This is a genomic window from Ottowia thiooxydans (assembly GCF_040548795.1).
GTDB classification, from domain to species: domain Bacteria; phylum Pseudomonadota; class Gammaproteobacteria; order Burkholderiales; family Burkholderiaceae_C; genus Ottowia; species Ottowia thiooxydans_A.
The window spans coordinates 198,493-221,872 of record NZ_JBEPSH010000006.1; the positions used below are offsets into that span (position 1 = coordinate 198,493).

Genomic DNA, 23,380 nt, shown 5'->3' on the forward strand with positions numbered 1-23,380 from the left:
GTAGTTGGACCTTCGGGCTCTTCCGCACTCAGCCGCCTTCCAAGCTAGTCAGGATTCAAACTCGTCGATTGGATAGCCGCCCGACAAGTGAGGTCGCATTGCGTTGCAAACCTCTTCAATGACGCGGGGAAGCTGTGCAGCACACGTCGTGCTATCTAGGGCAATAAGTGGTGCAAAATAATCTTCGGCCGCGATGTACCCGGTCGCGCCGCGAAGAAATCCAGCTTTCGTCCCAGCTCGATTTGCGGCGCAGGCCCATTGCGAACTTATCGCAATATGGGCCCGGCGCAGTAGGTGTGTCGGTCCGGTCAGGACCTCCGTCCATCCTATGCAAGAGCAGTATCGAGCACCATCATCAACACGAATCCCGCCATCAGCCCGCCGGTGGCGAAGACCTCATGGCCCTTGCGATGAGACTCAGGAATGATTTCGTGGCTGACGACGAACAGCATGGCACCGGCAGCCAATCCCAAGCCCCAAGGTAATAAGCCCGAATAGCCCATGATGGTCGCGCCCATGACGGCAGCCACCGGTTCCACCAAGCCGGACGCCGCGCCCAGCGCCACGGAAAAGCCTCGCGTGTAACCCGCTGCCAGCAGGGCCGCTGCCACGATAAAGCCCTCTGGCACGTCCTGTATCGTGATACCAATCGCCAGCGCATGGGCCATCAAGCCTTCGTTCGCACCATAACCAACGCCAATGGCCAGTCCTTCAGGCACGTTGTGCAGCATGATGGCAATGACGAACAGCCAGGTTCGGCGCAGCTTGGTGGCTTCAGCGCCTTCGCGCCCCTTGATGAAGTGCTCGTGAGGGAGTAGTCGATCGAGCGCCAACATGGCGGCGCCGCCCAACATGATCGCGGCACCCATGAGGGCGCCCGCTCCCCAGCCCCCTCCTCCCAGCACGTTGGACTCTCGAGCCGCCTGCAACCCCGGAATCACCAGAGAGAACGCACATGCAACCAGCATGACGCCGGCACCGAACCCGAATAGCGTGTCTTGCACACGTTCAGAAGGCTTATGCGCCAGCAAGACGGGCAAGGTGCCCAGTGCCGTAGCCAATGCTGCCATAGACCCCGCAATGAATGCACCCCGGACCGCCGGTTGAGTCAAAAAGCCGTTCCAGAAAAACAGGCACAGCGCGGGCACCCCTACGGCATAGATCGCCAAGCCGATCAAGGTGCGCACGCGAACCGTTCGCAGCGGCCACATGTTCTTTGCGCGCGGTGACGGGGCGGCGGGGGTGGGCGATGCCTGAGCCATGGCTATTTGCTGGTTGCGGCTTTGAGCGCGTCCGCATACCTGCGAGCGACCTCGGTCCAATCGATGACGTTGAAGAACGCGGCGATGTACTCAGGCCGACGGTTCTGGTATTTCAGGTAATACGCGTGCTCCCAGACATCAAGGCCCAGAATGGCTATGTGGCCGGATCCGATTCCGCGCATGGCAGGATTGTCCTGATTGGCGCTGCTTTCTACGCTCAGCTTGCCTTGCTGATTCACAGCAAGCCAGGCCCAGCCGCTGCCAAAGCGGGTCAATGCCGCTTGCGTGAATGCCGCCTTGAACGCGTCCAGGCCACCCAAGTCTGCATCGATGGCGCGTGCCAGATCACCGGTGGGAACACCACCGCCTTGGGGAGACATCACGAGCCAGAAGAGACTGTGGTTCGCATGACCGCCGCCGTTATTACGCACAGGGGCACGCAATTTCTCTGGCAGGGTTTCGACTTCTGCCACCAATTTGTCCAGCGTCCAGTCAGCATAGGGAGTGCCTTGCAACGCGGCATTCAGATTGTTCACATAAGTCTGATGATGCTTGGTGTGGTGGATTTCCATAGTCTGCGCGTCGATATGGGGTTCCAGCGCATCGAAGGCGTAGCCGAGGGGTGGCAAGGTGTAGGGCATGTTGGTCAATGCAATGGTGGTCAGTTAGGAAAGGATCAACGTCCGCCTTCTGGCAAAGGCGCTAATGAGGAATCGGCAATTTCACTGGGCGCGGCGTCGAAGGGATGGATGCGCACAATGCGCAGCGCGCCCGGTTGTTCGACCAGTACACAGGTCTTGCCTGTCCGTTTGCAATGGTCTTCCACACGCCAGTAATCGCCATGGCTGATGCAGCCGGTCTGGCAAACCACCAGATCTGCACTGCGCAGGCTGTCTTCAAGCCAGTCCGAATCACTTGCGTGGGTATGCAGGGGCGCCAGAGTCGAGGCTTGCTCTTGAAGCGCCTGGATTTCATGTTCCGGCCAGTCACCGATGGCAGCCATCAATTTGCGCCGCTCTTCGCGCTCCCAAGACAGCGCGCTGTCCCTGGCAATCACACCGGCCCGCAGGCGAACGACTTGCCGCTGCAAGCGATCAATTTCTTCAGCCTGAGTGCGTACTTGCTGGCCGCATCGCCGTTGCAACGCGCCGTATTGCCGCAGCAGCACACCATGCTCCAGGGCCAGTGAATCAAAGTCTTTGTCGGTGTACGGCATCACGCACTCGTTCTCCAGGTTGGGGCACCATGCTCTTTGGGCGGCGGGGCCTCGGACCCCTTCAATACCCTTCACAGGCAGCGCCCTGGGCAAGCTCTGGAAAGAACCCGAGGATTGATCATATATTAAATGATAACCATTCGCATTTAACCATGTCATTGATATTGGCTCACCCCTGCACTCGGGCGCAGAGGAAAACCAAGACTGGCGAGAAAGGCGTGGGGCGCGAATGGATGCTCGCCATTCCTGTAACACCAAGCTATGCTTGTGGACGAACCGCTATGACGGGTGCCAGCGCTGTTGGCCCTACGGTTCCCAACCTCACCACAGGAGAGAGACTGCATGACCATCCTTGTTGCTTACGTCGCACGCCCTGAAGGCCAGGCTGCCCTGGATAAAGGCATAGAAATCGCCACTCGGCGCAATGAGCATCTGGTCGTAGTGAACGCGGGCGCGGGTGGCCGCGACGAGTCCATCGTCGACGGCTATGAAGGCGAACGCGTCGCTGAACGGCTGACCAAGCTGTCCATTCCGGCAGAGTTCAAGCACTTTGTTCGTGGCAAAAGCACTATCGAGGAAATCGAGGATCTGGTCGCCACCATGGATGTGTCTGTCTTGATCATCGGCCTGCGCAAGCGCTCGCCCGTGGGCAAGCTGCTTCTGGGCAGCATGGCCCAAGACATCTTGCTGAACGTGTCCTGCCCGGTCCTGGCGGTCAAGGCCTGAGAGGGGACTTGCTCGCCCTGACCGCTGACTTCAGATGAGATGCGCAGCAACAGCCTCCTAGATGGTTTTTAATGGCGGTATGAATGTCACCGTTCCGTTTCATCGCCGCCAATTTCTTCTGACCGCGGGTGCCACCTGCCTCTTCTGTGCGAGCGCAGCACATGCACAGGTGGACGTGGGCAAACCGTCGGCCATGCGGCGCCTGGTCCCAGCGGAAGAGTTGGAAGCGGCCGCCGCGCAGCAGTACAAGCAGTTGCTTGCAGAAGCCAAATCCAAGGGCGTGCTGGCGGCCGAGGGCAGCCCACAGTTGCAGCGGCTGCGCGCGATTGCAGCACGGCTCATTGCACTGACCGCCCAGTGGAACGACCGAGCCAGCACCTGGCGCTGGGAAATCAATCTGATCAACAGCAAGCAGATCAACGCGTTCTGCATGCCCGGAGGGAAGATTGCCTTTTTCACCGGCATCCTGGACGAACTCAAGCTGAACGACGACGAGGTTGCCATGATCATGGGCCACGAAATGGCCCATGCCTTGCGTGAACACGCACGTTCGCGCCTGGCCAAGACACAGGCCACCAATCTCGGGCTTTCTCTAGGCTCCCAATTGCTGGGCCTCGGCGACTTGGGCAATGCCGCAGCTGGTGTGGGCACCCAGCTCATTGCACTGCGTTTCAGCCGCACTGACGAGACTGAAGCAGACCTTGTCGGCCTCGAACTGGCTGCGCGCGCAGGCTACAACCCCAATGCCTCCGTCACCCTTTGGCAGAAGATGGCCAAGGTTTCTGGCAACTCGGGTGGGTTGAAGTTCTTATCCACCCACCCGTCCGGTCCCAACCGGATCAAGGAATTGCAGACGAATGTGCCCAAGGTGCAGCGCTTCTACGATCAGGCTCGCCCGAGGTAGCGACGTAAGCGCCGGCCCACTGGAAAGAAGCTCAAGTTGGCAGCAAGGTTAATGGCTGCCCCTGTTGACCTTGGAGTAACTACAGGGTTTCAAATGGAGGCATGAAGAAAGAATTTTTGGCTGTGCCCCCTGACGCCTGCTGCGGCAAGGCGGCGTGTGCCGAGCCGTCCCTGCCTGAAGCGAAAGTCCAGACTGCGCTGCTGAGCCCGGGAACTACGTTCCGAATTCCCTCCATGGACTGCACCATGGAAGAGTCCGAGATCCGTCAGTTGCTGGAGCCCATGCCAGGGATCCGGTCCCTGATGTTCCGCCTCAGCGCCCGGACCTTGCGCATAGACGCCACAGACGATGCACTTGCGCTCGCGCTGACGGCCCTCAAGAAAGCGGGCTTCGACCCTGCTCCGGTCAAGCCAGGCCATGCCAGTGCGGACCGTGGAAGCCATGCGCATCAGCACGACGACGGACACGCTCATGGCGAAGACCACGACCACAGCCACGACGAGGAACACGACCACGCAGTGGGTGTCAGCGGTGGCATCTGGCGCATGGTGGTGGCCCTGGTATTTGCGATCGGTGCCGAGACGATTTCATTCTTCGCCCCTGACACCTCCGCCTGGAAAATAGGTGGCATGGCGGTGGCGCTGGTGGCCATCGGGCTCGCAGGGCTGGACACCTACAAGAAAGGCGTATCGGCACTGCTCAGAGGCAAGCTCAACATCAATGCCTTGATGTCGGTCGCGGTCACGGGTGCCTTCCTTATAGGCCAATGGCCAGAGGCTGCCATGGTCATGGCGCTGTACGCCATTGCCGAGCTCATTGAAGCCAAGGCGGTTGACCGGGCGCGCAATGCCATCCAAGGGCTGTTGGCCATGGCACCAGAGACGGCCTTGGTCCAGGACGCAGGTGGCACCTGGACCTCCTGGCCGGTGGCGCAGGTCGGTTTGGATTCCATCGTGAGAATCAAGCCGGGCGAGCGCGTCCCGCTGGACGGAATCGTCACCAGAGGCACTGGCGCCATCAACCAGGCCCCCATTACCGGTGAGAGTATTCCTGTAGACAAACAAACGGGTGACCAGGTGTTCGCAGGCACCATCAATGAAACCGGTGAGCTTGAATTCCGCGTGACCTCGGCTTCCGACAATACGACGCTCGCCCGCATCATCCATGCAGTAGAAGAAGCACAAGGCACGCGCGCCCCGACCCAGCGCTTCGTGGATCGGTTTGCTTCAGTCTACACACCCGCTGTGTTCGCCATTGCCGTGGCCGTCGCAGCGCTGACACCCTTCATATTGGGCATCACGTGGCTGGAAGCCATCTACAAGGCTCTGGTCCTGCTGGTCATCGCCTGTCCATGCGCGCTGGTGATTTCAACACCTGTGACCGTGGTCAGTGGTCTGTCCGCGGCGGCTAGGCGGGGCATTCTGATCAAGGGCGGCACTTACCTGGAAAACGCCCGCTTGCTGAACGCCGTTGCACTCGACAAGACGGGCACCATCACGGAAGGCAAACCCAAGCTGGTGACGTGGCGCACATGGGGCGACGCCAATGAGGCCGAGATTCGAATCCAAGCGGCAGCCATGGCAGCGCGCTCGGACCACCCTGTCTCCAAAGCCATTCGTCAGGGACTCGACGCCGATGCAGCGGAGGTCGAAGCATTCAAGGCCCTGCCAGGCCGGGGCACTGAGGGCCTGGTGGCAGGCCAGCGCCTGTTCCTGGGCAACCTGCGCTGGATGGTGGAGTTGGGGCTCAGCCATCCACAGCTCGAAGCCGAGTTGATCCAGCACGAGCAGCAGGGGCGCACCCTGAGCCTGCTGGCCAACGAATCGCGCGTATTGGGCATTTTTGCCGTTGCGGACACGATCAAGGAAAGCTCTCGGCAAGCCATTGCAGACCTCAAGGCACTGGGCGTCAGTTCAGTCATGCTGACAGGAGACAACGCGACGACCGCTCAGGCCATTGGTCAGCAGGCAGGCATTTCGGATGTCCGCGGAGATCTTTTACCCCAGGCCAAGCTTGCAGCCATCAAGGACATGCAAAAACGCTATGGCCCCACGGGGATGACGGGTGACGGCATCAACGATGCACCCGCTTTGGCGCAGGCGGATGTGGGCTTTGCCATGGGCGGCGCGGGCACCGATACCGCGATGGAGGCGGCTGATGTGGTCATCATGAATGACAACCTGATGCGTGTTGCGGAGACAGTGCGCTTGTCCCAACGGACGCATCACATTCTGTGGCAAAACATCAGCCTCGCGCTGGGGATCAAGAGCGTATTTTTTCTAATGGCTGTCTTTGGCACAGCCACCATGTGGATGGCCGTCTTTGCCGACATGGGCGCCAGCTTGCTGGTAGTGGGCAACGGATTGCGGCTACTGCGTGGCAGCCCGAAGTCTGATGACTCCTGAAGACAACGAAGCACTGCGACAGCGCGCTTGGCTAGGGCTTTCGGGTCAATCAAGTGCAATGCCCCTGGCCACAAGTTGAGCCAAGGTAGCACGAGCCCTGTTTATGGCCGGTTCATGGAGATGTCTGCGTAGACAGACAACCCCAATGGGAGGCAAGTCCAACGGAAACGGCAACGGGACACTCACTACGCCTCCCATGCTCACCAAATCTCTTCCGACCTCTGACGGAACCACGGCGACCATTCCGGGCACTGCGCTCACAACTGAATGAATCACTTTGGACGACGATGTCTCCAGCACTGGCCTTGGAGCCGGCAAATGCTGCTTCAGGAACGCTTCGTCGAACGCGACCCGAGTCGGAGAGCCTGAGGGCGGAAGCACCCACGTATGGTTGCGCAGTTGCTCGATGCTCATGGACTTGTAGGTAGCAATGGAGCTGGCCGGGTGAGTGACGAGGCATGCTCGCTGCTGAAACAAGGGCTGTTGGTACATCCCATCACCCGCGTGCAGCGGTGAGCATCGAACAATGGCGACATCCAACGCCTCCTCCTTGAGTAACTCAATCAACGCTGGTGAGTCTCCTTCCCTTACGCTGACCCGAAGTTCGCTGGGGGCCGAAACCAGTTCGACGATGAGGTCTCGCAAAAGTTGGGCTGACAGAAAGAAAATGCTGCCCAACCGCAGCTCCCCTTTCACGCCGGCCTTGAGAGAAATGAGCTCGCTGGCGAGCGTTTGCATATCCGCCAGGACGGTATTGCTTCTTCCAACAGCAAGAACACCCGCCGGCGTCAGCAACATCCCCTTGGTTCTGTGCCTTTCAAACAGTGACACCTGCAAGCCCTGCTCGATCTGGCTCAACAATCGACTGGCCGCAGGTTGAGTCAAATTGAATCTTTCTGCGGCCTGGGTCAGCGAATGCGACGACGCAATCTCACAAATGAACTGAAGGTCGCGCAACCTGAGCTCATCGACGATCTGCAGATACTGCGACGCTACGGCATCACCCCGACCTCGGCGGACTCCTTGCGCCAGGAGCGGCTTCTTACTTGATTTCATACCAATAATGGTATGACCACATACAGCCAAAAAGCAAGAACATTCAGGCATTGACTTCAACCGATGCCATGAAGAACCTCACTCACATGCTCATATCTCGTCGAGTCGCGCTCGGAACCGTGGTTTCAGCACTCACTGCACCCTCTCTGACCTACGCGGCCTCGTACCCGGATAAGCCCATCAAAGTGGTCGTCCCTTATGCGCCAGGCGGCACTGGGGATGTGATTGCACGTCTTGCCGGGCAATCGCTGTCCGCAAGTCTGGGACAACAGGTCATCATCGACAACAAAGCTGGTGGTGCCGGTGTCATCGGCGCCACCGCCGTCGCGCGCGGTGAACCCGATGGCTATACGCTGTTGCTCGGCTACACGTCTGAGATGGTGATTGTTCCCGCCTTGCTAAAGAACGCACCGTACGCCACAGAGCGTGATTTCCAGCCCATCACACTGGCAGGAACCACACCGCTGGTGCTCATCGCAAGTCAAGCTTCCGGTATCAAGAGTTTCGACGACCTGATTGCCAAAGCCAAGTCCAAACCGGATGCAGTGACCTACGCCTCAGCCGGAAACGGCAGTCCTGCACATGTCGCGGGTGCACTTCTTGGGAAGGCAATAGGTGCTCAAATGCTGCACGTTCCCTACAAGGGGGGCGCTCAAGCCGTGGCGGACGTCGTCTCCGGGATGGTTGACATTTACTTCTCAGGCATTCCACCCACCGTGGGCTTCATTAAAAGCGGCAGAGTCACGGCACTCGGCGTCGCATCCAAGAATGCAAGCCCTGCCCTACCAGGCGTACCAGCTCTCGCGCAACGCGTTTCCAGTCTGGACCTATCAGGGTGGTTTGGCTTCTTCGCGCCCAAGAAGGTATCGGCCCCTGTCATCGAACTACTCCACGCAAAGGTTCACGAGGCGTTCCAGGCGCCGGCAATGAAGGCGAAGCTCATCGAGCAGGGGGTCGAGACCTCCTCTATGTCGAGAGCAGCCTTCAATGATTTTGTCCTTGCGGAACAGCGTCGCTACAAGCAGCTGCTGACTGAGCTCAACATCCAATCAGATTGAATCGAGTCAACATGAAAATCTGGCTTCTTGGAACAGGAACACCGACGCCATCCCTGCGTCGCATGTGCTCCGGCTACCTTGTTCAATTGAACAACCAATACATCGTCTTTGACCATGGTTTTGGGGCTCATCACCGCCTGCTTGAGCTTGGAATCAAGCCTACGCAGATCTCACACCTGTTCATTAGCCACCATCACTATGACCACATGGGAGATTACCCACGTCTGCTACTGACACGATGGGATCAAGGCGCGGGCAAAATTCCGGAGCTGGAGGTTTACGCACCGGCACCACTTCGCCAAATAACGGAAACGATGATTGGCGACGAAGGGGTATTTGGGCCTGACCTCATATCCAGAACACAGAACCAATGCAGTATCGATGTTTACCGTGCCCGCGGTGGAGTCGGCGCACGCGCTCGGCCTGCACCAAATTTGCATGAACTCGCATCCGGAAGCTTTGTAGAAGGCGATGGGTGGAGTGTAAAAACTGTCGAAGTCAACCACTTCGCTCCCCACCTGACATCTCTTGGCTTTCGGCTTGAGGCGGGGGGGAAATCATTTGTCTACTCCGGAGACACCGGTCCGTGCCGTGCTCTCACCGAGTTGTCAAAAGATTGCGACGTCCTAGTTCATATGTGTCACTACATGTCGGGCACTTCGCCGAGCAAGACGTTTTCTGCGTTCACAATGGGACACTTGGAACTCGGCGCAATGGCTCAAGAAGCAGGGGTGAAAAATCTCGTCATCTCCCACGTGACCGAACAGTTCGACAGACCTGGCTTGCGCGAGAAAGTCGTGCGAGATGTGAGCTCCGTCTACAAGGGCAACATCTTCTTTGGTGAAGATCTGATGGAGATTCCTATCGACGGGCCACAAGCCGTGAAGTTGGATTGACCTGACGCTCGCCCCATGGGCACCAACAGGCACATGGCATTCACCTAGCGCATGCCCCTGTTGGCCCGCTCTTGCTTCAGGCCGATTGCTCAAAGAAATGAACAACGCCCAAGGCATCTTCGGCGGGTACCACCACTTGATCAGCCAATCGCTTTGCGCGAAAGCCGCCCTGGGCCAGGAGAGTGTGGGTGTCGCCAAGATTCTTCACCGAGAATCCCACGGCGGCAATGGACGGCCCCGGAGGAAACAAGGAGCCAGGATAGAGCTTGGCGATATGCTCAACTGACACGAACTTCAGCTTGTTGCCGTTGGGCAGCGTGATCTCGAAAGCATCGGTGTGCTGAACAACGGGCAGCCCGGTCAAACCAGAGTACCGAGTAGCTGTAGCACGGGGGTCCTGGCTTTGCAGCACGATGCTGGTGATACCGTTGGCCCCGTTGGCATGCTGCATGTGCCTGGGTTGATGAATCAGCTCTGGCGTGCGATGGAAGGCGGCCTGCATCAAGCCTTCGGGCGACTCCCCAAGATGCACACACTCGAACGAAGCGGTCTGCTTACCGGTGGCGGTCTCTACATCTCTTTGTAGATGGACCACGCCTGAAGTATTGATACCGCTGGCTTTGGCGCGCTGGTCAACGGTTGCAGGATCCTGACAGCCAAAGCAGATGATGTGCGCGCCCTGGAATTTGTCCAAAAATTTTCCCCAGCCCCAGTCGAGCTTGCCAGGGTTGACGATGCCCAGAAGCTCCACGTAGTTGTTCGCGAACACAGCGCATCGGTTGCCAGTGGCCATCAGCTGAACGGGCTCACCCACCTTGGAAGCACCCGAATGCACTGAAAGCTCAGAAAGCGTAAAACCCATGCGCTCGTACAGGGACGATGCGGCATCCAAATCATGTACCGCTACACCGACGTGGTTGATGCTGTCGATGTCGCCGCGAGAAAGATCACTCATTCCAAATCTCCTGAAAAATACTTGCGTTCTATCCGGTTCTACTCGACCTTGATGTCGGCCGCCTTGATCATCTTGGCCTTGTACTCAAAATCTGATTGCACGAAGGCTTTGAAATCCTTGGGAGAGCTGCCCACCTCGGCGTAGCCAAAGGCAGTGACCTCCTTGGCAATGAACTCGGGGTCCTTGAACATGGTGACCACGTCTGCTCTCACTTTTTCGAGCACGGCCTGAGGCGTTCCTTTGGGCGCAAAAAGACCGAACCACGAGCGCAGATTCAACCCTGGAAAGCCTGCCTCAGCAAATGTGGGGACATCGGGCATGATGGGAATTCGTTTTGCGCGATCAACCGCCAGAGGGCGCAGAGTTCCTGACTTGTAGTGACCTATCCAGTTCGCACCACCCAGGGTGACTTCGGTCTCGCCTGAGAGCGTGGCGTTCAGGGCTGGAGCGATGCCTTTGTAAGGGATCTGCGCAATGGTTGCGCCCGTTTGAAGTCGCAAGGTTTCAAACAGCAGATTCGGCTGGCTACCCGGACCGAAGGATGCGTAGTTCAATTTGCCGGGCTGTGCTTTGGCCAGAGCAATCAGATCAGACATGGTTCGCGCTTTGACCCCGGGGTTCACGACCACGATCAATGGCAAGTCAATGAGCTGGGTCACGGGCTCCAGATCTTTCAGCGCATCAAACGGCAACTTGGCGTACAGATGCGGATTGCTCGTGATGCTGGAGTCACTTGTAAAGAGCAGGGTCAGTCCGTCTGGAGCAGACTTGGCCACATAGTCTGTGCCAATGATGGTGGCAGCACCCGGCCGGTTATCGACCATCACCGATTTTCCCCACATTTTTCCCAGCTTGTCAGCCACCCCCCGCGCCATGGCATCCACCCCACCGCCCGCAGGATAGGGGACCACAAGGCGGACAGGGCCGCTTGGATAGGTTTGCGCCGCAACGGAGACGCTCAGGCTCGCAAGGAAAAGGAGCAGTGCTTTCTTAATGACGTTCATCATGGGTCCCTAAGGTTGAATGAAAAAAGGCAGGCTTTAGCGTTGGTCAAAAGCCATCAAGAACGGTTGTGCGGCCTGGTACGGTGCCCAATCTTCCACGTCTGGTGCGCCCTTTTTGGCGAAGCTCAGCATGGCACGGCTGAAACGTGCAGCCAAGGGTTTGAGTTCCTCAACGTCAAAGCCCTCCAGCATGGGGGCATCAGACCATTGCTCCAGGTTGTCAAAGAAGAACGGCAAGTCCAGGCAATGCGGCGCGTACAGCGAGGGCTGCCTTGTCTGCAAATCAAATCTGTAGGCATAGACACGGGCCTGGTCTGCGACATAGTCGGCGACGCGAAGCGCGGGCCCGACAAACAACTCGTCCGATATGCCGTCGACCCATTGCGTGTACGGATTCGCGCGGGGCCTGCGAGATGCAGTCAGCCTGTAGTTGTGTGATGCACTCTCGCCGTGAGTGGCTTGGTACCAGGCAGTGACACTCTCAGGGTCGTTCCTGATCTGCTCTGAGGATCGCCAGTAAAACGCCGCCGTTTCTTCTCGGGTAAATCCGATCAGCATTTCCGAGCAATGCGTGGACGCCGGTTCGTCCACCGGGCCCAGCAGCGTTGTCTCGTCGACATAAGGCCGAAACACCGGTGAAATGGAGCCAGCCACTGCGCGGCCCTTGCTCAACGTTCCCACTGCTTCGATGACTTTCTCCGATCTGACCGAGGCAAGCTCCTTGACATCTCGCACGCCCAGCAGGCGCATCAGGTCGTTCGTACTTTCCTCAGCCTCTTCCAGCGAAGAGTGAATTTCCCCGGGATAGCTCATCAAGATGGCTCTCTTGAAAAGTCCTTTGGCTTCATTCGATTTGGCCAGGGCCAGCGTCAGGAATGCGCCTGCAGACTGCCCCGCCAGCGTGACCTTGGAAGGGTTACCCCCGAAGGCTTGAATGTTGGATGAGACCCAGCGCAGCCCGGCCAGAACATCGAGGATGGCGTTGTTGCGGGGAACTTCAGGGTTTGCGATATTTCCCCAGGCCCCCAAGCGATAGTTCATCGTGACGACGACGACTTCTCCTTTGGACGCCAGGCGAGCGCCGTCATACCAGCGCACGCCTCCTCCCGAGGTGAATCCTCCGCCATGAAGGAAGACGATGACAGGAAGTCCGCTAGCTCCTGCTGGTGCGCTGATGTTCAAGGTGAACGCTTGATCCGATTGCACGTGTGCTTCCACGGCTCTGCCCATGATGGAGGCCAGCCGGCTCTCCGGCTGCGGGAACACGGCCGCCTGCTGGGTGCAATCGAGAATGTGGTCCCAAGGCTTGATCGGAGATAACGCACCAAAACTGCCCATCGGACCGATGGCTTGCCCGTAGGGAATACCGCGATAGGTTTCGACCCCTGCTTCCGAGACACCTTGAACTCTACCGAACGACGTTTGCACAACTGGCATTGGCCTTGAACCCTTCACTGTTTGCTGAGGTCAATTCTCAACAGTGCTAACGTGACGGTAAAGTGAATTTTTGGGAGCACGAGATGAAGAATGTTCACATCGAGGGCAAGGCTGTACCCGATGATGAAAGAATCGTGAGCCGGCTGAAGATGCGGCACTTGTCCGCCGTTCTGGCCATTGCACGCGCGGGCAGCCTGCAAAAGGCAAGCCAGGAGCTGGCGCTCAGTCAGTCCGCAGTGTCCAAGACACTGACTGAAGCGGAAGAGCTGGTAGGTCTGAAGTTGTTCGAACGATCTGCCAACGGCGTGAGGCCCACCCTGGTGGGCGAAGTCATCATCAGATACAGCGCCAATGTCACGGCGAATACAAAGCAGGCGTCGGATGAGTTTCGCGCGCTGCTGCGTGGAGAGTCCGGAAAATTGACGGTAGGCATCTTCACGCCTGTGGCCTGGTGGGACGCGCTGTCCGCCTGCATCTACGATTTTCAGAAGTTGGCCCCCATGGCTCGACTTACGATCCGCCAGGGCGGCATTGAAGATCTCATGGCCTCGCTTCGCGACAACGAATTGGATATCGTGCTGGGCCGCTGGAACGAGGAACGCCCTCCTGGCAACATTTCCGTCATTCCTCTGCTCGATGACGGCGGTCCCAGGTTCGTCACGCGCGCCGACCATCCGCTGATTGGAGGGCCGGTCTCTCTGGAGCAACTGATGGCGTTTCCCTGGTTTCTTCCGGAGCCGCCCAATATTTTGCTGACTGCGCTGGAAGCGACTCTGGAGGCTGCAGGCCTGTCGCTGCCGAATCGAGTCATCTACTCACACGCCTACACCATCAATCTCGCAGTCTGTGAGCGAACAGACATGATCTCGATCTTGCCCGCTTACGTACTTCCTAGGATCAGGACTTTGTATGGGCTGCGGCCTTTGGAGATTGATCTTCCGTTGAAGACCGTTCCCCTCTCTGCGTTTGTGAATGCCGACAAGCCTATGGAACCCACTACCAAGAAGTTTCTGGATAGGCTCAAGGAAATCAGCAGCGGTCCTTAGTTCACTCGAAAAAATGGAGATTCGAGCTATCGCGGACTCACTCCAAGCAGTCGATCCACGTAAACGCGATAGAGCGCAATGGACTCCTGCTTGAACATGCGTATGCGGCCCGTGTGGCTAAGGACCAGCAGACCGACGGCGTAGGCGAACAAGGCGGTGACTTCAGAGAGGGCCTTTTCGGGTGAGAGCCCCAGCGTCTCCAGACCTGACTGGATGGGTTGCAGGGCGTCTCTCAAGCGCTTGTTGAGGCGTTCATTCAAGGCTGGCGTGAGACCACGTGGCTGCATACCCTGGAAGAGATAAAAGCCTAGATCCAGATCTCTGGGGTTTTCGCGGTAGAAATCAAAAAAGGCTTCTGCGGCGACTCGCGTTTTGTCGAGTGCAGCAGGGCCGGCGTTGGAGGTAGCCAGTGTGACGCATTCGTTCAGACGCTCCAGCGACTCACCGAGCAACGCGCCATAAACCTCTTCCTTGCTCGTGAAATAGCTGTAGATCGCGCCTGGCGTGTAACCCGCCTGCTGCGCGATCTCCCGGATGCTGGTGCCTTCCAGACCGCGTTCAAAAAAGACCTTTCTCGCAGCATCCAGCACCAGGGCACGGCGCACATCCACCAGAGCCTTTTGTCGTTCTTCTCTGCTGGTAACTGGCGCTTTCGCTGTCTTCTTGCCGACGGATGCGCGCGACTCTGAGGTATCTCGAATTTTTGTTAAGGCCATGCTTTTATTCTACTCTTGATCAATTTATTGAACAGTGTTTAAATCACCCTAAATTCGGTACCCACGACAAGGAGCAGAACAATGGACAAGACGACCCTCGCTTTCCCAAGGTCGAAGCTGATGACGGGCGATGAGTACCGAGAGTCCCTCAGGCACTACAAGCCTGTCGTCTATGTGGATGGCCGGCTGGTGGACAATGTGGCCGACGAGCCCGCATTCGCGCCGGGGGTCAATGCCCTGGCGTTCACTTATGACTTTGCCCTGGACCCCCAATACGCCCCCATCGCCCTGGCCACACAGTCCTTTCGTGGCAAGGTGGTCAACCGCATGTTGCATGTCAACGAGTCAGCCGGTGATCTGCTGAACAAGCTTGAAGCTGTCCGGGTGCTCTGTCAGGAAACAGGGTGCGCACAGCGCTATTTGGCGCACGACGCCATGAACGGCCTTTACCAGGCGGTGGCGCATATCGATGACGCCAGGGGCACGACCGAGCACCGTGATCGGTTCGCCGCCTACCTGGCCGATGTGCAGGACCGCGATTTGTCACTTGGCATCGCCATGACGGATGCCAAAGGCGACCGCAGCAGAAAGCCTCACCAACAGGCCAACCCGGACACCTATGTGCACATCGTCGAGCGCAACGCCAAAGGGATCGTGATCAGTGGCACCAAGGCCATCGTGACCGGCGGGCCCTACATGCACGAGTTGCTGGTCATGCCCAGTCGGAACATGGGCCCTGAAGACGAAGCCTTCGCCGTCTGCTGCGCCGTGCCTGTAGATGCGCCGGGGCTCACGATGGTCTCAAGGCCTGCTGGCCGTCCCGGTGAGAAGCTGGAACATGGCGATGCCTTGTTTTCACGCAAGTATGGCCAGGCCACTGCCGTGGTCATCTTTGACCAGGTATTTGTGCCATGGGACCGGGTCTTCTACGCAGGCGAGTGGGAATACAGCCATGTGCTCACCTATAGCTACGCCACCCACCACCGCCACAGTTGCATCGCCGCGCGAGCGGGGTTTGGCGACCTCCTCATCGGCGCGGGCGCCTTGATGTGCGAAGCCAATGGCCTGGACCCGGCTACCAAGAGCAATCTGCGCGACCCCATGGTTGAGCTGATCAAGATCACGGAAGGTTTTTACGCCTGTGGGGTAGCCGCCAGTGTGTATGCCACCAAGGATGAGCACAGCGGCTCTTTCATGCCTGAACCTGTGTTCAGCAATATTGGCAAGCTCTTGCTCGCCACGCAGATCTACGACATGCACCGGTTGGCCCATGAGGTCTCCGGTGGCCTCATCGTTGCCCTGCCTGGCCCGGACGAAGACCACAACCCGGCCACCGCCGCCAAGCTGTCAGAAGTCTTGCAAGCCAATACCAGTGTTCCCTATGAAAAACGCATACAGACGGCGCGCTTCATTGAAGATCTGACTGCGTCCTACCAGGGAGGTTGGTATTCGGTCATCAGCTTGCATGGAGGCGGGTCACCCGCCGCCATGAAGCAGGAAATCTGGCGCAACTACCCTGTAGGATCCAAAGTGGAACTGGTGGAGCGCTTGCTCGAGCGTGGCGTTCTGCACGACGAGAAGCGCGCCATCACGCAAAACCGTCAACCGGGCCGCTGTTGCGATACCGGTTGCACCACACCTGGCCAGCCTGTGATGGTGCCTCTGCCCGTGAGCACCAAGGCGACGGCCGACAAGGAGTAGGTTAAGCGGCGCGGCGCCACCACCGCCGTGAAGGGCAGGACTGGTGTGCACCCATCAGGCGCTTTCGCCAGTTGGCGGCCGCGGCGCCAAGTCTTGCGCGCTCAATACCTGTGCAGTGTGCTGGCCCAGCGTGGGCGCGGCAAACGGCTCTGGGCCAGGGGTGCGGTTAAATTGGATGGCACGGGTAAAACCCCGGTACGATCCCAACGTAGGATGGTCAAAAGTGGTCACCATGCCTTCGGCCAGCACCTGCTCGTGGTCGAACATATCCTCCACCGAGCGGGCTGCCGCGCAGGGCACCGCCTCGCCGAACAAGGCCTCCCACTCCAGGGCAGTGCGCTCGGCGAGCGCGGCGCGCAATTGCGGCACGATCTCCTCCATGTGCTGGGAACGCTTGCGCACCGAGTCGTAGCGTTCGTTGGCCGCGAGGTGGGGCAGGCCCACCTTCTCGCACAATGCATTCCAGAAATGCGGGGTGTTGGCTGAGATGTAGATATGGCCTTCCCGAGTGGGGTGGATGCCTGTGATGCCGCCCGAACGCATGTCTCGCCCGACGTCTTTGGGCTCACCCTCGGCCCAGACCAAGCGGGCCGACTGCATGGTAAGAGCCGCGCGAAGCAGCGACACGCCCACCTGCTGGCCCTGACCACTCTTCTCGCGCTCGTAGAGCGCAGACGCCACGCCTGCAGCCACCAGTGCCGAAGCGTAGTAGTCCACCACCGAGCCGTACAGGATCTCCGGCGGCTCACCGCGCTTGCCCTGCAGAGTGCACATACCCGTCATGGTCTGCAACACCTGGTCATAGCCGGCCTTGTCCTTCAGCGGCCCGCTCTCCCCATAGCCCGTCACACTGCAGTAGATCAAACGCGGGTTGATGGCCTTGAGCTGGTCATACGCAATGCCCAGACGTGGCGGAACGTTGGGACGAAAGTTGTGCACCAGCACGTCGGCCGTGCGCACCAGCGCCATCAGCGCCGCATGGTCGGCCGGGTCCTTGAGGTCCAGCACGACGCCGAGCTTGCTGCGGTTCACGCCTACGAAGGCGCGACTCTCCGCTTCCAGGGTGGACGGGTACTTGCGTAGGTTGTCGCCCACGGGTGGCTCGATTTTGATCACCTCAGCCCCCTGGTCGGCCAACAGCGAGCAGCCGTAGGGTCCGGCGATGTAGGCGCTCAGGTCCAGCACCCGCAGGCCGCTCAACGGGCCTTGCGGCCCGATGCGAGCAGACTGCGGTGCTGCGGGCGTGCCCGCGTGGGCGTACAGGCTCATTGCGCGGCTTTCTTATTCGGGTGAAATATTCTGTTGTTTCGCCAGCTTCTTCCAGCGCTCCACGTCGTCAGCGATCACCTTGGAGAACTGGGCCGGACTGATGGCCGTGGCGATGGCCCCTTCCTTGAGGAAGTTGGCGACAACCGCTGGCTTGGCCAGCGCTGCGTTCACCGCAGCGTTGAGCTTGGTCACAATGTCGGCGGGCGTGCCGGCCGGTGCCAGCAGACCCCACCACAGCTCGAATTCGTAGCCCGGCACAGCTGTGGAGATAGGGGTCAGATCCGGCGCAATGGGGCTGGGCTTGAGGCTGGTGATGCCCACTGCGCGCAGCTTGCCATTCCTCACCATGGGCAACAGCGACGGGCCGCTGGAGATCAGCAACTGCGTCTGATTGCCGACCAGGTCGGTAACAGCCGGACCCATGCCCCGGTAGGGAATGTGAGTGATGCGCAGGTTGCCTGCCTGGGCCTTGAGCAGCTCGGTTGCGAACTGGTTCACGCTGCCCGTGCCCGACGAGGCATAGTTGTATTTACCCGGTGCTGCGCGGATGGCCGAGATCAGCTGCGCAGGCGTCGTAGCCGAAAACTCGTTGTTCACCGCCACGATGAACGGTCCCTTGGCGAACATGGCCACGGGGGCAAAACTCTTGTTGGCGTCGAACGGCAGTTTGGGCTGGATGGCCGCATTCGTCGTCATGCTCGACGACACAGCCACCAGCGTATACCCATCGGGCGCGGCGCGCGCTACCTGACCGGTGCCGGTGTTGCCGCTGGCGCCTGGTCGGTTGTCGATGATCACACTCTGCTGCAACTGCTCACCCAGCTCCTTGGCAATCTGACGCGCAAAGGTGTCGTTGGAACCTCCCGGAGGGTAAGGCACCACGATGGTGATGGTCTTGGCGGGCCAACTCTCCTGCGCCAGGCCCAGAGCGGGTGAAAGAGCCAGGCTCGCCAGCACCGCCAGAGTCGTGCGGCGCAGCGGCGCTGTATATGCGAAAGGGAAAGTCATGCGTTGTCTCCGTCGTCTTCGTTGTTGTGAAACTGTCTACCGATGCCGGCTGCCCAACAGCAGCCCGGTGGGGGTGATGATCTATGAGGGCTTGGTTTTCAGGCCAGCAGGCCCAAACGGCGTGCGCTTGCCACGATGGCCTGAGCACGCCGCACGAATGGGATGTCGATCATCTTCCCGTCTACCACGTAGGCCCCAACGCCGTCTGCATCGGCTTGACGAGCAGCATCCACTACCTTGCAGGCATGGGCGATCTCCTCGTCGCTGGGGCGAAACACGTCGTTGGCAATCGCTACCTGGCTGGGGTGGATGCAGGTCTTGCCCAGAAAGCCTAGGCGGCGCGCCAACTGGGCTTCGGCGCGATACCCCTCGCTGTCTGCAATATCCGTAAAGGCGCCGTCGTAGGCGTACACACCCGCCTCGCCTGCAGCCATGCGCACAGCGAACATCGCCTGCTGGACGGCGGCAGGTTCTCGCCGTGCAATGCACAGTGGCTCGAAAAGATCTCCCAGACCCATCTGCAGGCCGGCCACTCGGGCATGGGCACTAGCAAGCTCGGCGGCCAGCCGCAGCGCTCTGGGAGATTCGATGTTCAATAGCAGCCCGATGGGTGCGGCTACGCCATTGACCGCCTCGGCCTGCGCCAGCAAGGCAGCCACTTCTCTCACCTGCGTCGCGCTTTCGGGCTTGGGCAGGTTCACCAGGTCCACACCCGTTTGAGCCACAGCGGCAACGTCGGCCGCGAAGTGCGGGGTATCCATGGCGTTGATGCGCACGATCAGCGTCTTGTCGCTGGCGGTGGCCGCGCCACTGCGCAGGAAGTCGCGCACCGCATCGCGCGCCTCGTTCTTTCGCGACTCGGTCACAGCGTCTTCCAAGTCAAAACACACGCTGTCGGCAGCTCCCGCAAGGGCCTTCTCAAAGAGCTCAGGGCGTGAGCCTGGGACAAACAGTTTGCTTCTCATGCAAGCAGTGTCTGCCACGCCAGACTTTAGAAAAACACATGCACTCTATGTTTAGATGATAGAAAATCTATCATTATGGAAACCGACTACCTGCGCAGCTTTCTTCTCGTCGTGGACTCGGGCTCCATGTCCGAGGCCGCACGCCGGCAAGGCCTCACTCCCGCTGCCGTGGCTCAGCAGATGCGGGCTCTGGAGCGCGAAATGGGAGTACCCCTGCTCGCCCGCTCGGGCCGCACCGTACTGCCCACAGAGGCTGGCCACCAACTGGTAGAGCGCGGCCAAGCCCTGATGAGCGAGGTGAGCCTGATCAAAGAACTGCTCACCACTGGTGTACAAGGAGGCGAATTGCGCGTAGGCACCATCAACACTGCCCTGCACAGCGAGCTGCCTCATATACTGGCGCGCTTTGTGAAGGCGCACCCCACCGTCAAGGTATTCCTGCAGTCGGGCACTACTGACGCGCTATACAACGCCGTGCTTGAGGGGTCGCTGGACGCTGCCGTGTGCCTGTACCCACCCTTTGCCTTGCCCAAAACCTTCGGCTGGTCACTACTGCGCGAAGAACCCCTGGTGCTGCTGGCTCCGGCCCGCCTGATCGGTGCAGACCCTCACGAACTGCTGCGCAGCTCCCCGCTCATCCGCTATGACCGGCGATTGGGTGGCGGCAAGCAGGCGGATCGCTACCTTCGCGCAACGGGCATCGTGCCGCAGGAACGTTTCGAGCTCAGTTCTCTGCTGGCCATAGGCATGATGGTGGACCGGGGCCTGGGTGTCTCTCTGGTGCCCGACATCGCCTCCCCCCTCCTCTCGGGTTTGAAGCTGGCCCGCATCGCCCTGCCTCATCCATTCGATACGCGCCGTTTCGGCATCATGTGGCTGCGCGCCTCGCCTCGGCTGCGCTTAATTGAGGGGATGGTAGACAGCGCCGCTGCAGTGGTGAAGGCCGCCGCCCGGGTAGCCGGACGTAATAGTTGACGACGCTCCACCCCTTCGCGTCGAACGCTGCCGAACGTACAGGCATCCAGCCTAGGTAATTTTTGCGATTGCGGAAGGCCTGGGCAGTTCTTCCATGAGGTCGGCCCATGAAAAACCAAAGGGCGCGTGGACTCATGCCCAAGCGCCCTATAGGCTAAAGCAATCGCCCTGGCTGGGTTACGAACACGTCAATCCAACGTGTTTATCCCTCTCCAGGGCGTGAAGCAAACTGAGGCGGTCAGGCCTTGCCCTTGCGCAAGCGTACAGCACCGCCCAACAGCGTAGCCAAGGCCAGCAACATCCAGGGTGAATCTACCGGCACAGCGGTGGGAGTCACTACAGCAGTCGTGGAACGGCTGGTGTCGGTAGCAGTGTTGTTGCCTGGATTGGGATCCTGCACATCCGCTGGTGGCGTCACCGTGACGGTGTTCGCCAAGGTGGCACCGGTGTAGCTGCTCGGCACGACCAGGGTCAGCGTATAGGTGGCGGTGCCGCCGTCGAGCAAGCTGACCGTGGTGTCGTTGATGGCACCGGTACCGCTGGCGGCACAGGCACCCCCAGAGCTGGCGGCACATGTCCAGCTTGCGCTGGTGATGCCCGCAGGCAAGGAGTCGCTCACCGTGACGCCGTCGACATCATCAGGCCCATTGTTGGTCACCACGATGGTGTAGACCGAATTGGTCCCAGGTGTGAAGTTGGCGCTGTTGTCAGTCTTGGTGACGGCCAGATCAGCCTGAGCAGGTGCCACACCGGCGACCGCCGCATTTGGGCAACTCGCACCATCGTTGCTGCCGGAAGAGGGTGCGGCAGAAAGGAAGGTTCGCTGGCCAGTCGCCAGACTGATCTTGAAGAAACCAGAACCATCATTGGCGACACCAAACAGGCCATTAGTGCCTGCGAACTGTGCCCCCAGCACACCTCCCGTGGCGTCCGGAGAACCAATGGGCAAGGTTTGACCCAGGGTGGATCCTGGAGTCACATTCATAGAATAAAGCTGACCATTGTCTGCCGTGGAGTACAGCATGCTCCCCACCCAGCCTATGTCTGATGTCTGGAAGGACGTGCTCAGATTGATGGCCGTCGCCGTCAAGGGGCTTGCCAAGACATCAATGGCATAGATGACATTCGTGTTGCCAAACGGTTTGACGTAATAAACACCGGTGCTGCTGAAGGTTCCGCTGTTGTAGGCCACATCGGGAAGGTTGGCCACTGGTCCCAGCGACGTGGCCGCACCAGGGCTAGGACCATCTCCTGCGACCTGGTACAGCACATTGTTTACCAAACCGTACAACTGGTTATTGGTCGGGTTGTAGCCCGTGGCGTTGTAAAGCGAGGTTGACGAACCTGGAGAAGCAAAGGCCACCGGAACAGCGGGCGGGCTGATGTACAACGCCATGGAAGAGACGGGAGAGCCAGCCCCCTGAGAGACATACAGGCTGCCATCACAGGTCAAGGCTGACGCCGAGAGCGACGCACCAACACCAGATACGCCAATGGCGATTGAAACCAAAGCGCGAGTCAGCGGACGTCGCTTACTCTTAAATATCGGAAGATGATTCATGTGCAGGCCCTCGAGTTTTTAGTTACAAAGCTCAAAATAGCTATGCATACTTTACTAGCGACAGCCTGGATCGTTGGTGTACTTTGCAACACGTTGCGTCGGAACAACATCACACTATCAGCGTTTAGCTCAATACTAATTTGCAACTAAATGATATTGAATTTTCTTCAAAGGCGCTTAATACCCATCCATACCTCACGGTGTCGCTACCCTCGGTACGTACCGGTTCGCCCGACGCCATGTAGCAAGTAAGTCTGGTACCACTACTTCGTGGATGCACCCAAAATTCAAAAATAATGATTCGCTTTGATCTGCTCTCTCTACAGATGTTGCTGTTTGTCGCGGAGACGGGAAGTGTCAGCAAGGCAGCGGAAAAAGCCAGCCTTACTGTCTCGGCTGTCAGCAAACGGCTGCTTGAACTCGAAGCACAACTCGGTGTAGTGCTGTTTGATCGTCTACCTCAAGGTATGCGACTAACGCCAGCCGGAAACGCTGCGGTGCAGCGCATCAATGAGGTCCTGCCTATTTTTGGCAAGCTTCAGGTGGATTTGCAGGCGTATATCAAGGGTGACGCGGGTATTGTTCGCATAGCATCCAACACTTCCGGAATCGCTGCCGGGCTGGCGCGTGAACTGGAAAGCTTCAAGGCGCAGTGCCCCCAGGTTGATCTGCGACTGGAAGAGTTGACCAGTGCGCACGTTATTGAAGCCGTTGCCGAGGGACGTGCCGATCTTGGGATATGCGCCGCGAGCGCACCTCTGTCATCTCTTGCATCCGCGCCCTACCATGCCACGCCACTTGTACTTGCTGTGCCAGCGGATCATCCATTGGCAAGACGTGACTCCGTCACCTATCAGGAGAGCCTTGCTTATCCCCATATCGGGCGCACACAAGACAGTGCACTCGCATGGTTACCACCGGGAGCGAAAAGCGCCCCAGTTTCACCGTCCATCTCTACACTGGTTACCAGTTTCGCCGCGGTACTCGCACTAGTGCGCGCCGGCACTGGAGTGGCAGTGATTCCCATCGTGGCACTCAAGAATGATTCGCTTGGCGGTATTCAAATTGTCGAGTTGAGCGATGCATGGATGACGATGGAGTTGGTGGTCGTCTTTGATCCGCTTCGGGTGCTGCCGCCCACTGTCTCACGCGTGCGTGCCCATCTCTTGGCGTCATCAGCCGCCCAACTATCACCATGCATCGACAGTCTCTAGCGCAGT

The 23,380-nt window shown here is 59.0% G+C and carries 21 protein-coding genes; 9 read left to right on the forward strand and 12 right to left on the reverse strand.

Going from position 1 to position 23,380, the window contains the following annotated elements:
- Nucleotides 1-326: 326 nt before the first annotated feature.
- From ABIE13_RS15735 to ABIE13_RS15745, 3 genes are read right to left on the reverse strand one after another with little or no spacing between them, the layout of a single operon-like run.
- Nucleotides 327-1,211: a ZIP family metal transporter gene (locus ABIE13_RS15735; RefSeq protein ID WP_436278434.1), complete on the reverse strand. Its 885-nt coding sequence runs from the start codon at nt 1,209-1,211 to the stop codon at nt 327-329.
- 53 nt (nt 1,212-1,264) lie between these two features.
- Complete coding sequence (locus ABIE13_RS15740) at nt 1,265-1,903, reverse strand: superoxide dismutase (RefSeq protein WP_354445090.1); 639 nt, start codon at nt 1,901-1,903, stop codon at nt 1,265-1,267.
- A 35-nt stretch (nt 1,904-1,938) separates the two neighbouring features.
- Nucleotides 1,939-2,478, reverse strand: a complete 540-nt coding sequence (locus tag ABIE13_RS15745) for a DUF2325 domain-containing protein (RefSeq protein WP_354445602.1) — start codon at nt 2,476-2,478, stop codon at nt 1,939-1,941.
- A 342-nt stretch (nt 2,479-2,820) separates the two neighbouring features.
- Here ABIE13_RS15745 and ABIE13_RS15750 point away from each other — a divergent pair, with 342 nt between their 5' ends.
- The 3 genes from ABIE13_RS15750 to ABIE13_RS15760 all read left to right on the forward strand — a co-directional run bounded on the left by ABIE13_RS15750 (nt 2,821) and on the right by ABIE13_RS15760 (nt 6,513).
- Nucleotides 2,821-3,204, forward strand: coding sequence for a universal stress protein (locus ABIE13_RS15750; protein ID WP_354445092.1), 384 nt, complete (start codon nt 2,821-2,823; stop codon nt 3,202-3,204).
- A gap of 79 nt (nt 3,205-3,283) precedes the next feature.
- Nucleotides 3,284-4,108, forward strand: a complete 825-nt coding sequence (locus ABIE13_RS15755; RefSeq protein WP_354445094.1) for a M48 family metallopeptidase — start codon at nt 3,284-3,286, stop codon at nt 4,106-4,108.
- 545 nt (nt 4,109-4,653) lie between these two features.
- Nucleotides 4,654-6,513, forward strand: coding sequence for a heavy metal translocating P-type ATPase (locus tag ABIE13_RS15760; protein WP_436278435.1), 1,860 nt, complete (start codon nt 4,654-4,656; stop codon nt 6,511-6,513).
- A gap of 45 nt (nt 6,514-6,558) precedes the next feature.
- On the opposite strand, the gene ABIE13_RS15765 is transcribed toward ABIE13_RS15760, so the two are convergent.
- Nucleotides 6,559-7,569, reverse strand: coding sequence for a LysR family transcriptional regulator (locus tag ABIE13_RS15765; RefSeq protein WP_354445098.1), 1,011 nt, complete (start codon nt 7,567-7,569; stop codon nt 6,559-6,561).
- 68 nt (nt 7,570-7,637) lie between these two features.
- Between ABIE13_RS15765 and ABIE13_RS15770 the strand changes: the two genes are divergently transcribed.
- Together ABIE13_RS15770 and ABIE13_RS15775 are read left to right on the forward strand one after the other, a co-directional pair.
- Nucleotides 7,638-8,627, forward strand: coding sequence for a Bug family tripartite tricarboxylate transporter substrate binding protein (locus ABIE13_RS15770; protein WP_354445100.1), 990 nt, complete (start codon nt 7,638-7,640; stop codon nt 8,625-8,627).
- A gap of 11 nt (nt 8,628-8,638) precedes the next feature.
- Nucleotides 8,639-9,523 (forward strand): MBL fold metallo-hydrolase, encoded by an 885-nt coding sequence (locus ABIE13_RS15775; RefSeq protein ID WP_354445102.1) that lies wholly within the window; start codon nt 8,639-8,641, stop codon nt 9,521-9,523.
- 76 nt (nt 9,524-9,599) lie between these two features.
- Here the strand turns inward: ABIE13_RS15775 and ABIE13_RS15780 are convergent, their stop codons facing one another.
- From ABIE13_RS15780 to ABIE13_RS15790, 3 genes are read right to left on the reverse strand one after another with little or no spacing between them, the layout of a single operon-like run.
- Nucleotides 9,600-10,478 (reverse strand): VOC family protein, encoded by an 879-nt coding sequence (locus tag ABIE13_RS15780; RefSeq protein ID WP_354445104.1) that lies wholly within the window; start codon nt 10,476-10,478, stop codon nt 9,600-9,602.
- Between the two features lie 38 nt (nt 10,479-10,516).
- Nucleotides 10,517-11,485, reverse strand: a complete 969-nt coding sequence (locus ABIE13_RS15785; protein WP_354445106.1) for a Bug family tripartite tricarboxylate transporter substrate binding protein — start codon at nt 11,483-11,485, stop codon at nt 10,517-10,519.
- A 33-nt stretch (nt 11,486-11,518) separates the two neighbouring features.
- Nucleotides 11,519-12,919, reverse strand: a complete 1,401-nt coding sequence (locus ABIE13_RS15790; protein ID WP_354445108.1) for a carboxylesterase family protein — start codon at nt 12,917-12,919, stop codon at nt 11,519-11,521.
- An 83-nt stretch (nt 12,920-13,002) separates the two neighbouring features.
- Between ABIE13_RS15790 and ABIE13_RS15795 the strand changes: the two genes are divergently transcribed.
- Nucleotides 13,003-13,965, forward strand: coding sequence for a LysR family transcriptional regulator (locus tag ABIE13_RS15795; RefSeq protein ID WP_354445110.1), 963 nt, complete (start codon nt 13,003-13,005; stop codon nt 13,963-13,965).
- A gap of 26 nt (nt 13,966-13,991) precedes the next feature.
- On the opposite strand, the gene ABIE13_RS15800 is transcribed toward ABIE13_RS15795, so the two are convergent.
- Complete coding sequence (locus ABIE13_RS15800) at nt 13,992-14,681, reverse strand: TetR/AcrR family transcriptional regulator (RefSeq protein ID WP_354445112.1); 690 nt, start codon at nt 14,679-14,681, stop codon at nt 13,992-13,994.
- Between the two features lie 81 nt (nt 14,682-14,762).
- Between ABIE13_RS15800 and ABIE13_RS15805 the strand changes: the two genes are divergently transcribed.
- On the forward strand, nt 14,763-16,382 hold the full coding sequence (locus ABIE13_RS15805; protein WP_354445114.1) for a 4-hydroxyphenylacetate 3-hydroxylase family protein: 1,620 nt from the start codon (nt 14,763-14,765) through the stop codon (nt 16,380-16,382).
- A 54-nt stretch (nt 16,383-16,436) separates the two neighbouring features.
- On the opposite strand, the gene ABIE13_RS15810 is transcribed toward ABIE13_RS15805, so the two are convergent.
- The 3 genes from ABIE13_RS15810 to ABIE13_RS15820 all read right to left on the reverse strand — a co-directional run bounded on the left by ABIE13_RS15810 (nt 16,437) and on the right by ABIE13_RS15820 (nt 19,624).
- Entirely contained in the window at nt 16,437-17,651 is a 1,215-nt protein-coding gene (locus ABIE13_RS15810; RefSeq protein WP_354445116.1) for a CaiB/BaiF CoA transferase family protein, read from the reverse strand.
- Between the two features lie 12 nt (nt 17,652-17,663).
- Nucleotides 17,664-18,659, reverse strand: a complete 996-nt coding sequence (locus tag ABIE13_RS15815; protein ID WP_354445118.1) for a tripartite tricarboxylate transporter substrate binding protein — start codon at nt 18,657-18,659, stop codon at nt 17,664-17,666.
- A gap of 98 nt (nt 18,660-18,757) precedes the next feature.
- Nucleotides 18,758-19,624 carry an HpcH/HpaI aldolase/citrate lyase family protein gene (locus ABIE13_RS15820; RefSeq protein WP_354445120.1) on the reverse strand — a complete coding sequence of 289 codons (867 nt, stop codon included), beginning with the start codon at nt 19,622-19,624 and terminating at the stop codon, nt 18,758-18,760.
- A gap of 75 nt (nt 19,625-19,699) precedes the next feature.
- Here ABIE13_RS15820 and ABIE13_RS15825 point away from each other — a divergent pair, with 75 nt between their 5' ends.
- Nucleotides 19,700-20,599, forward strand: coding sequence for a LysR family transcriptional regulator (locus ABIE13_RS15825; RefSeq protein ID WP_354445122.1), 900 nt, complete (start codon nt 19,700-19,702; stop codon nt 20,597-20,599).
- A gap of 238 nt (nt 20,600-20,837) precedes the next feature.
- Here the strand turns inward: ABIE13_RS15825 and ABIE13_RS15830 are convergent, their stop codons facing one another.
- Nucleotides 20,838-22,160, reverse strand: a complete 1,323-nt coding sequence (locus tag ABIE13_RS15830; RefSeq protein WP_354445124.1) for a DUF11 domain-containing protein — start codon at nt 22,158-22,160, stop codon at nt 20,838-20,840.
- 296 nt (nt 22,161-22,456) lie between these two features.
- Here ABIE13_RS15830 and ABIE13_RS15835 point away from each other — a divergent pair, with 296 nt between their 5' ends.
- Nucleotides 22,457-23,374, forward strand: a complete 918-nt coding sequence (locus ABIE13_RS15835) for a LysR family transcriptional regulator (protein ID WP_354445126.1) — start codon at nt 22,457-22,459, stop codon at nt 23,372-23,374.
- The last annotated feature ends 6 nt before the right edge of the window (nt 23,375-23,380 follow it).

Bases quoted from the DNA above. Each gene is read 5' to 3' on its own strand.
- ABIE13_RS15735 (WP_436278434.1), bottom strand. From the start codon at position 1,211: ATGTGGCCGCTGCGAACGGTTCGCGTGCGCACCTTGATCGGCTTGGCG.
- ABIE13_RS15740 (WP_354445090.1), bottom strand. From the start codon at position 1,903: ATGCCCTACACCTTGCCACCCCTCGGCTACGCCTTCGATGCGCTGGAA.
- ABIE13_RS15745 (WP_354445602.1), bottom strand. From the start codon at position 2,478: ATGCCGTACACCGACAAAGACTTTGATTCACTGGCCCTGGAGCATGGT.
- ABIE13_RS15750 (WP_354445092.1), top strand. From the start codon at position 2,821: ATGACCATCCTTGTTGCTTACGTCGCACGCCCTGAAGGCCAGGCTGCC.
- ABIE13_RS15755 (WP_354445094.1), top strand. From the start codon at position 3,284: ATGAATGTCACCGTTCCGTTTCATCGCCGCCAATTTCTTCTGACCGCG.
- ABIE13_RS15760 (WP_436278435.1), top strand. From the start codon at position 4,654: ATGGTGGTGGCCCTGGTATTTGCGATCGGTGCCGAGACGATTTCATTC.
- ABIE13_RS15765 (WP_354445098.1), bottom strand. From the start codon at position 7,569: ATGAAATCAAGTAAGAAGCCGCTCCTGGCGCAAGGAGTCCGCCGAGGT.
- ABIE13_RS15770 (WP_354445100.1), top strand. From the start codon at position 7,638: ATGAAGAACCTCACTCACATGCTCATATCTCGTCGAGTCGCGCTCGGA.
- ABIE13_RS15775 (WP_354445102.1), top strand. From the start codon at position 8,639: ATGAAAATCTGGCTTCTTGGAACAGGAACACCGACGCCATCCCTGCGT.
- ABIE13_RS15780 (WP_354445104.1), bottom strand. From the start codon at position 10,478: ATGAGTGATCTTTCTCGCGGCGACATCGACAGCATCAACCACGTCGGT.
- ABIE13_RS15785 (WP_354445106.1), bottom strand. From the start codon at position 11,485: ATGATGAACGTCATTAAGAAAGCACTGCTCCTTTTCCTTGCGAGCCTG.
- ABIE13_RS15790 (WP_354445108.1), bottom strand. From the start codon at position 12,919: ATGCCAGTTGTGCAAACGTCGTTCGGTAGAGTTCAAGGTGTCTCGGAA.
- ABIE13_RS15795 (WP_354445110.1), top strand. From the start codon at position 13,003: ATGAAGAATGTTCACATCGAGGGCAAGGCTGTACCCGATGATGAAAGA.
- ABIE13_RS15800 (WP_354445112.1), bottom strand. From the start codon at position 14,681: ATGGCCTTAACAAAAATTCGAGATACCTCAGAGTCGCGCGCATCCGTC.
- ABIE13_RS15805 (WP_354445114.1), top strand. From the start codon at position 14,763: ATGGACAAGACGACCCTCGCTTTCCCAAGGTCGAAGCTGATGACGGGC.
- ABIE13_RS15810 (WP_354445116.1), bottom strand. From the start codon at position 17,651: ATGAGCCTGTACGCCCACGCGGGCACGCCCGCAGCACCGCAGTCTGCT.
- ABIE13_RS15815 (WP_354445118.1), bottom strand. From the start codon at position 18,659: ATGACTTTCCCTTTCGCATATACAGCGCCGCTGCGCCGCACGACTCTG.
- ABIE13_RS15820 (WP_354445120.1), bottom strand. From the start codon at position 19,624: ATGAGAAGCAAACTGTTTGTCCCAGGCTCACGCCCTGAGCTCTTTGAG.
- ABIE13_RS15825 (WP_354445122.1), top strand. From the start codon at position 19,700: ATGGAAACCGACTACCTGCGCAGCTTTCTTCTCGTCGTGGACTCGGGC.
- ABIE13_RS15830 (WP_354445124.1), bottom strand. From the start codon at position 22,160: ATGAATCATCTTCCGATATTTAAGAGTAAGCGACGTCCGCTGACTCGC.
- ABIE13_RS15835 (WP_354445126.1), top strand. From the start codon at position 22,457: ATGATTCGCTTTGATCTGCTCTCTCTACAGATGTTGCTGTTTGTCGCG.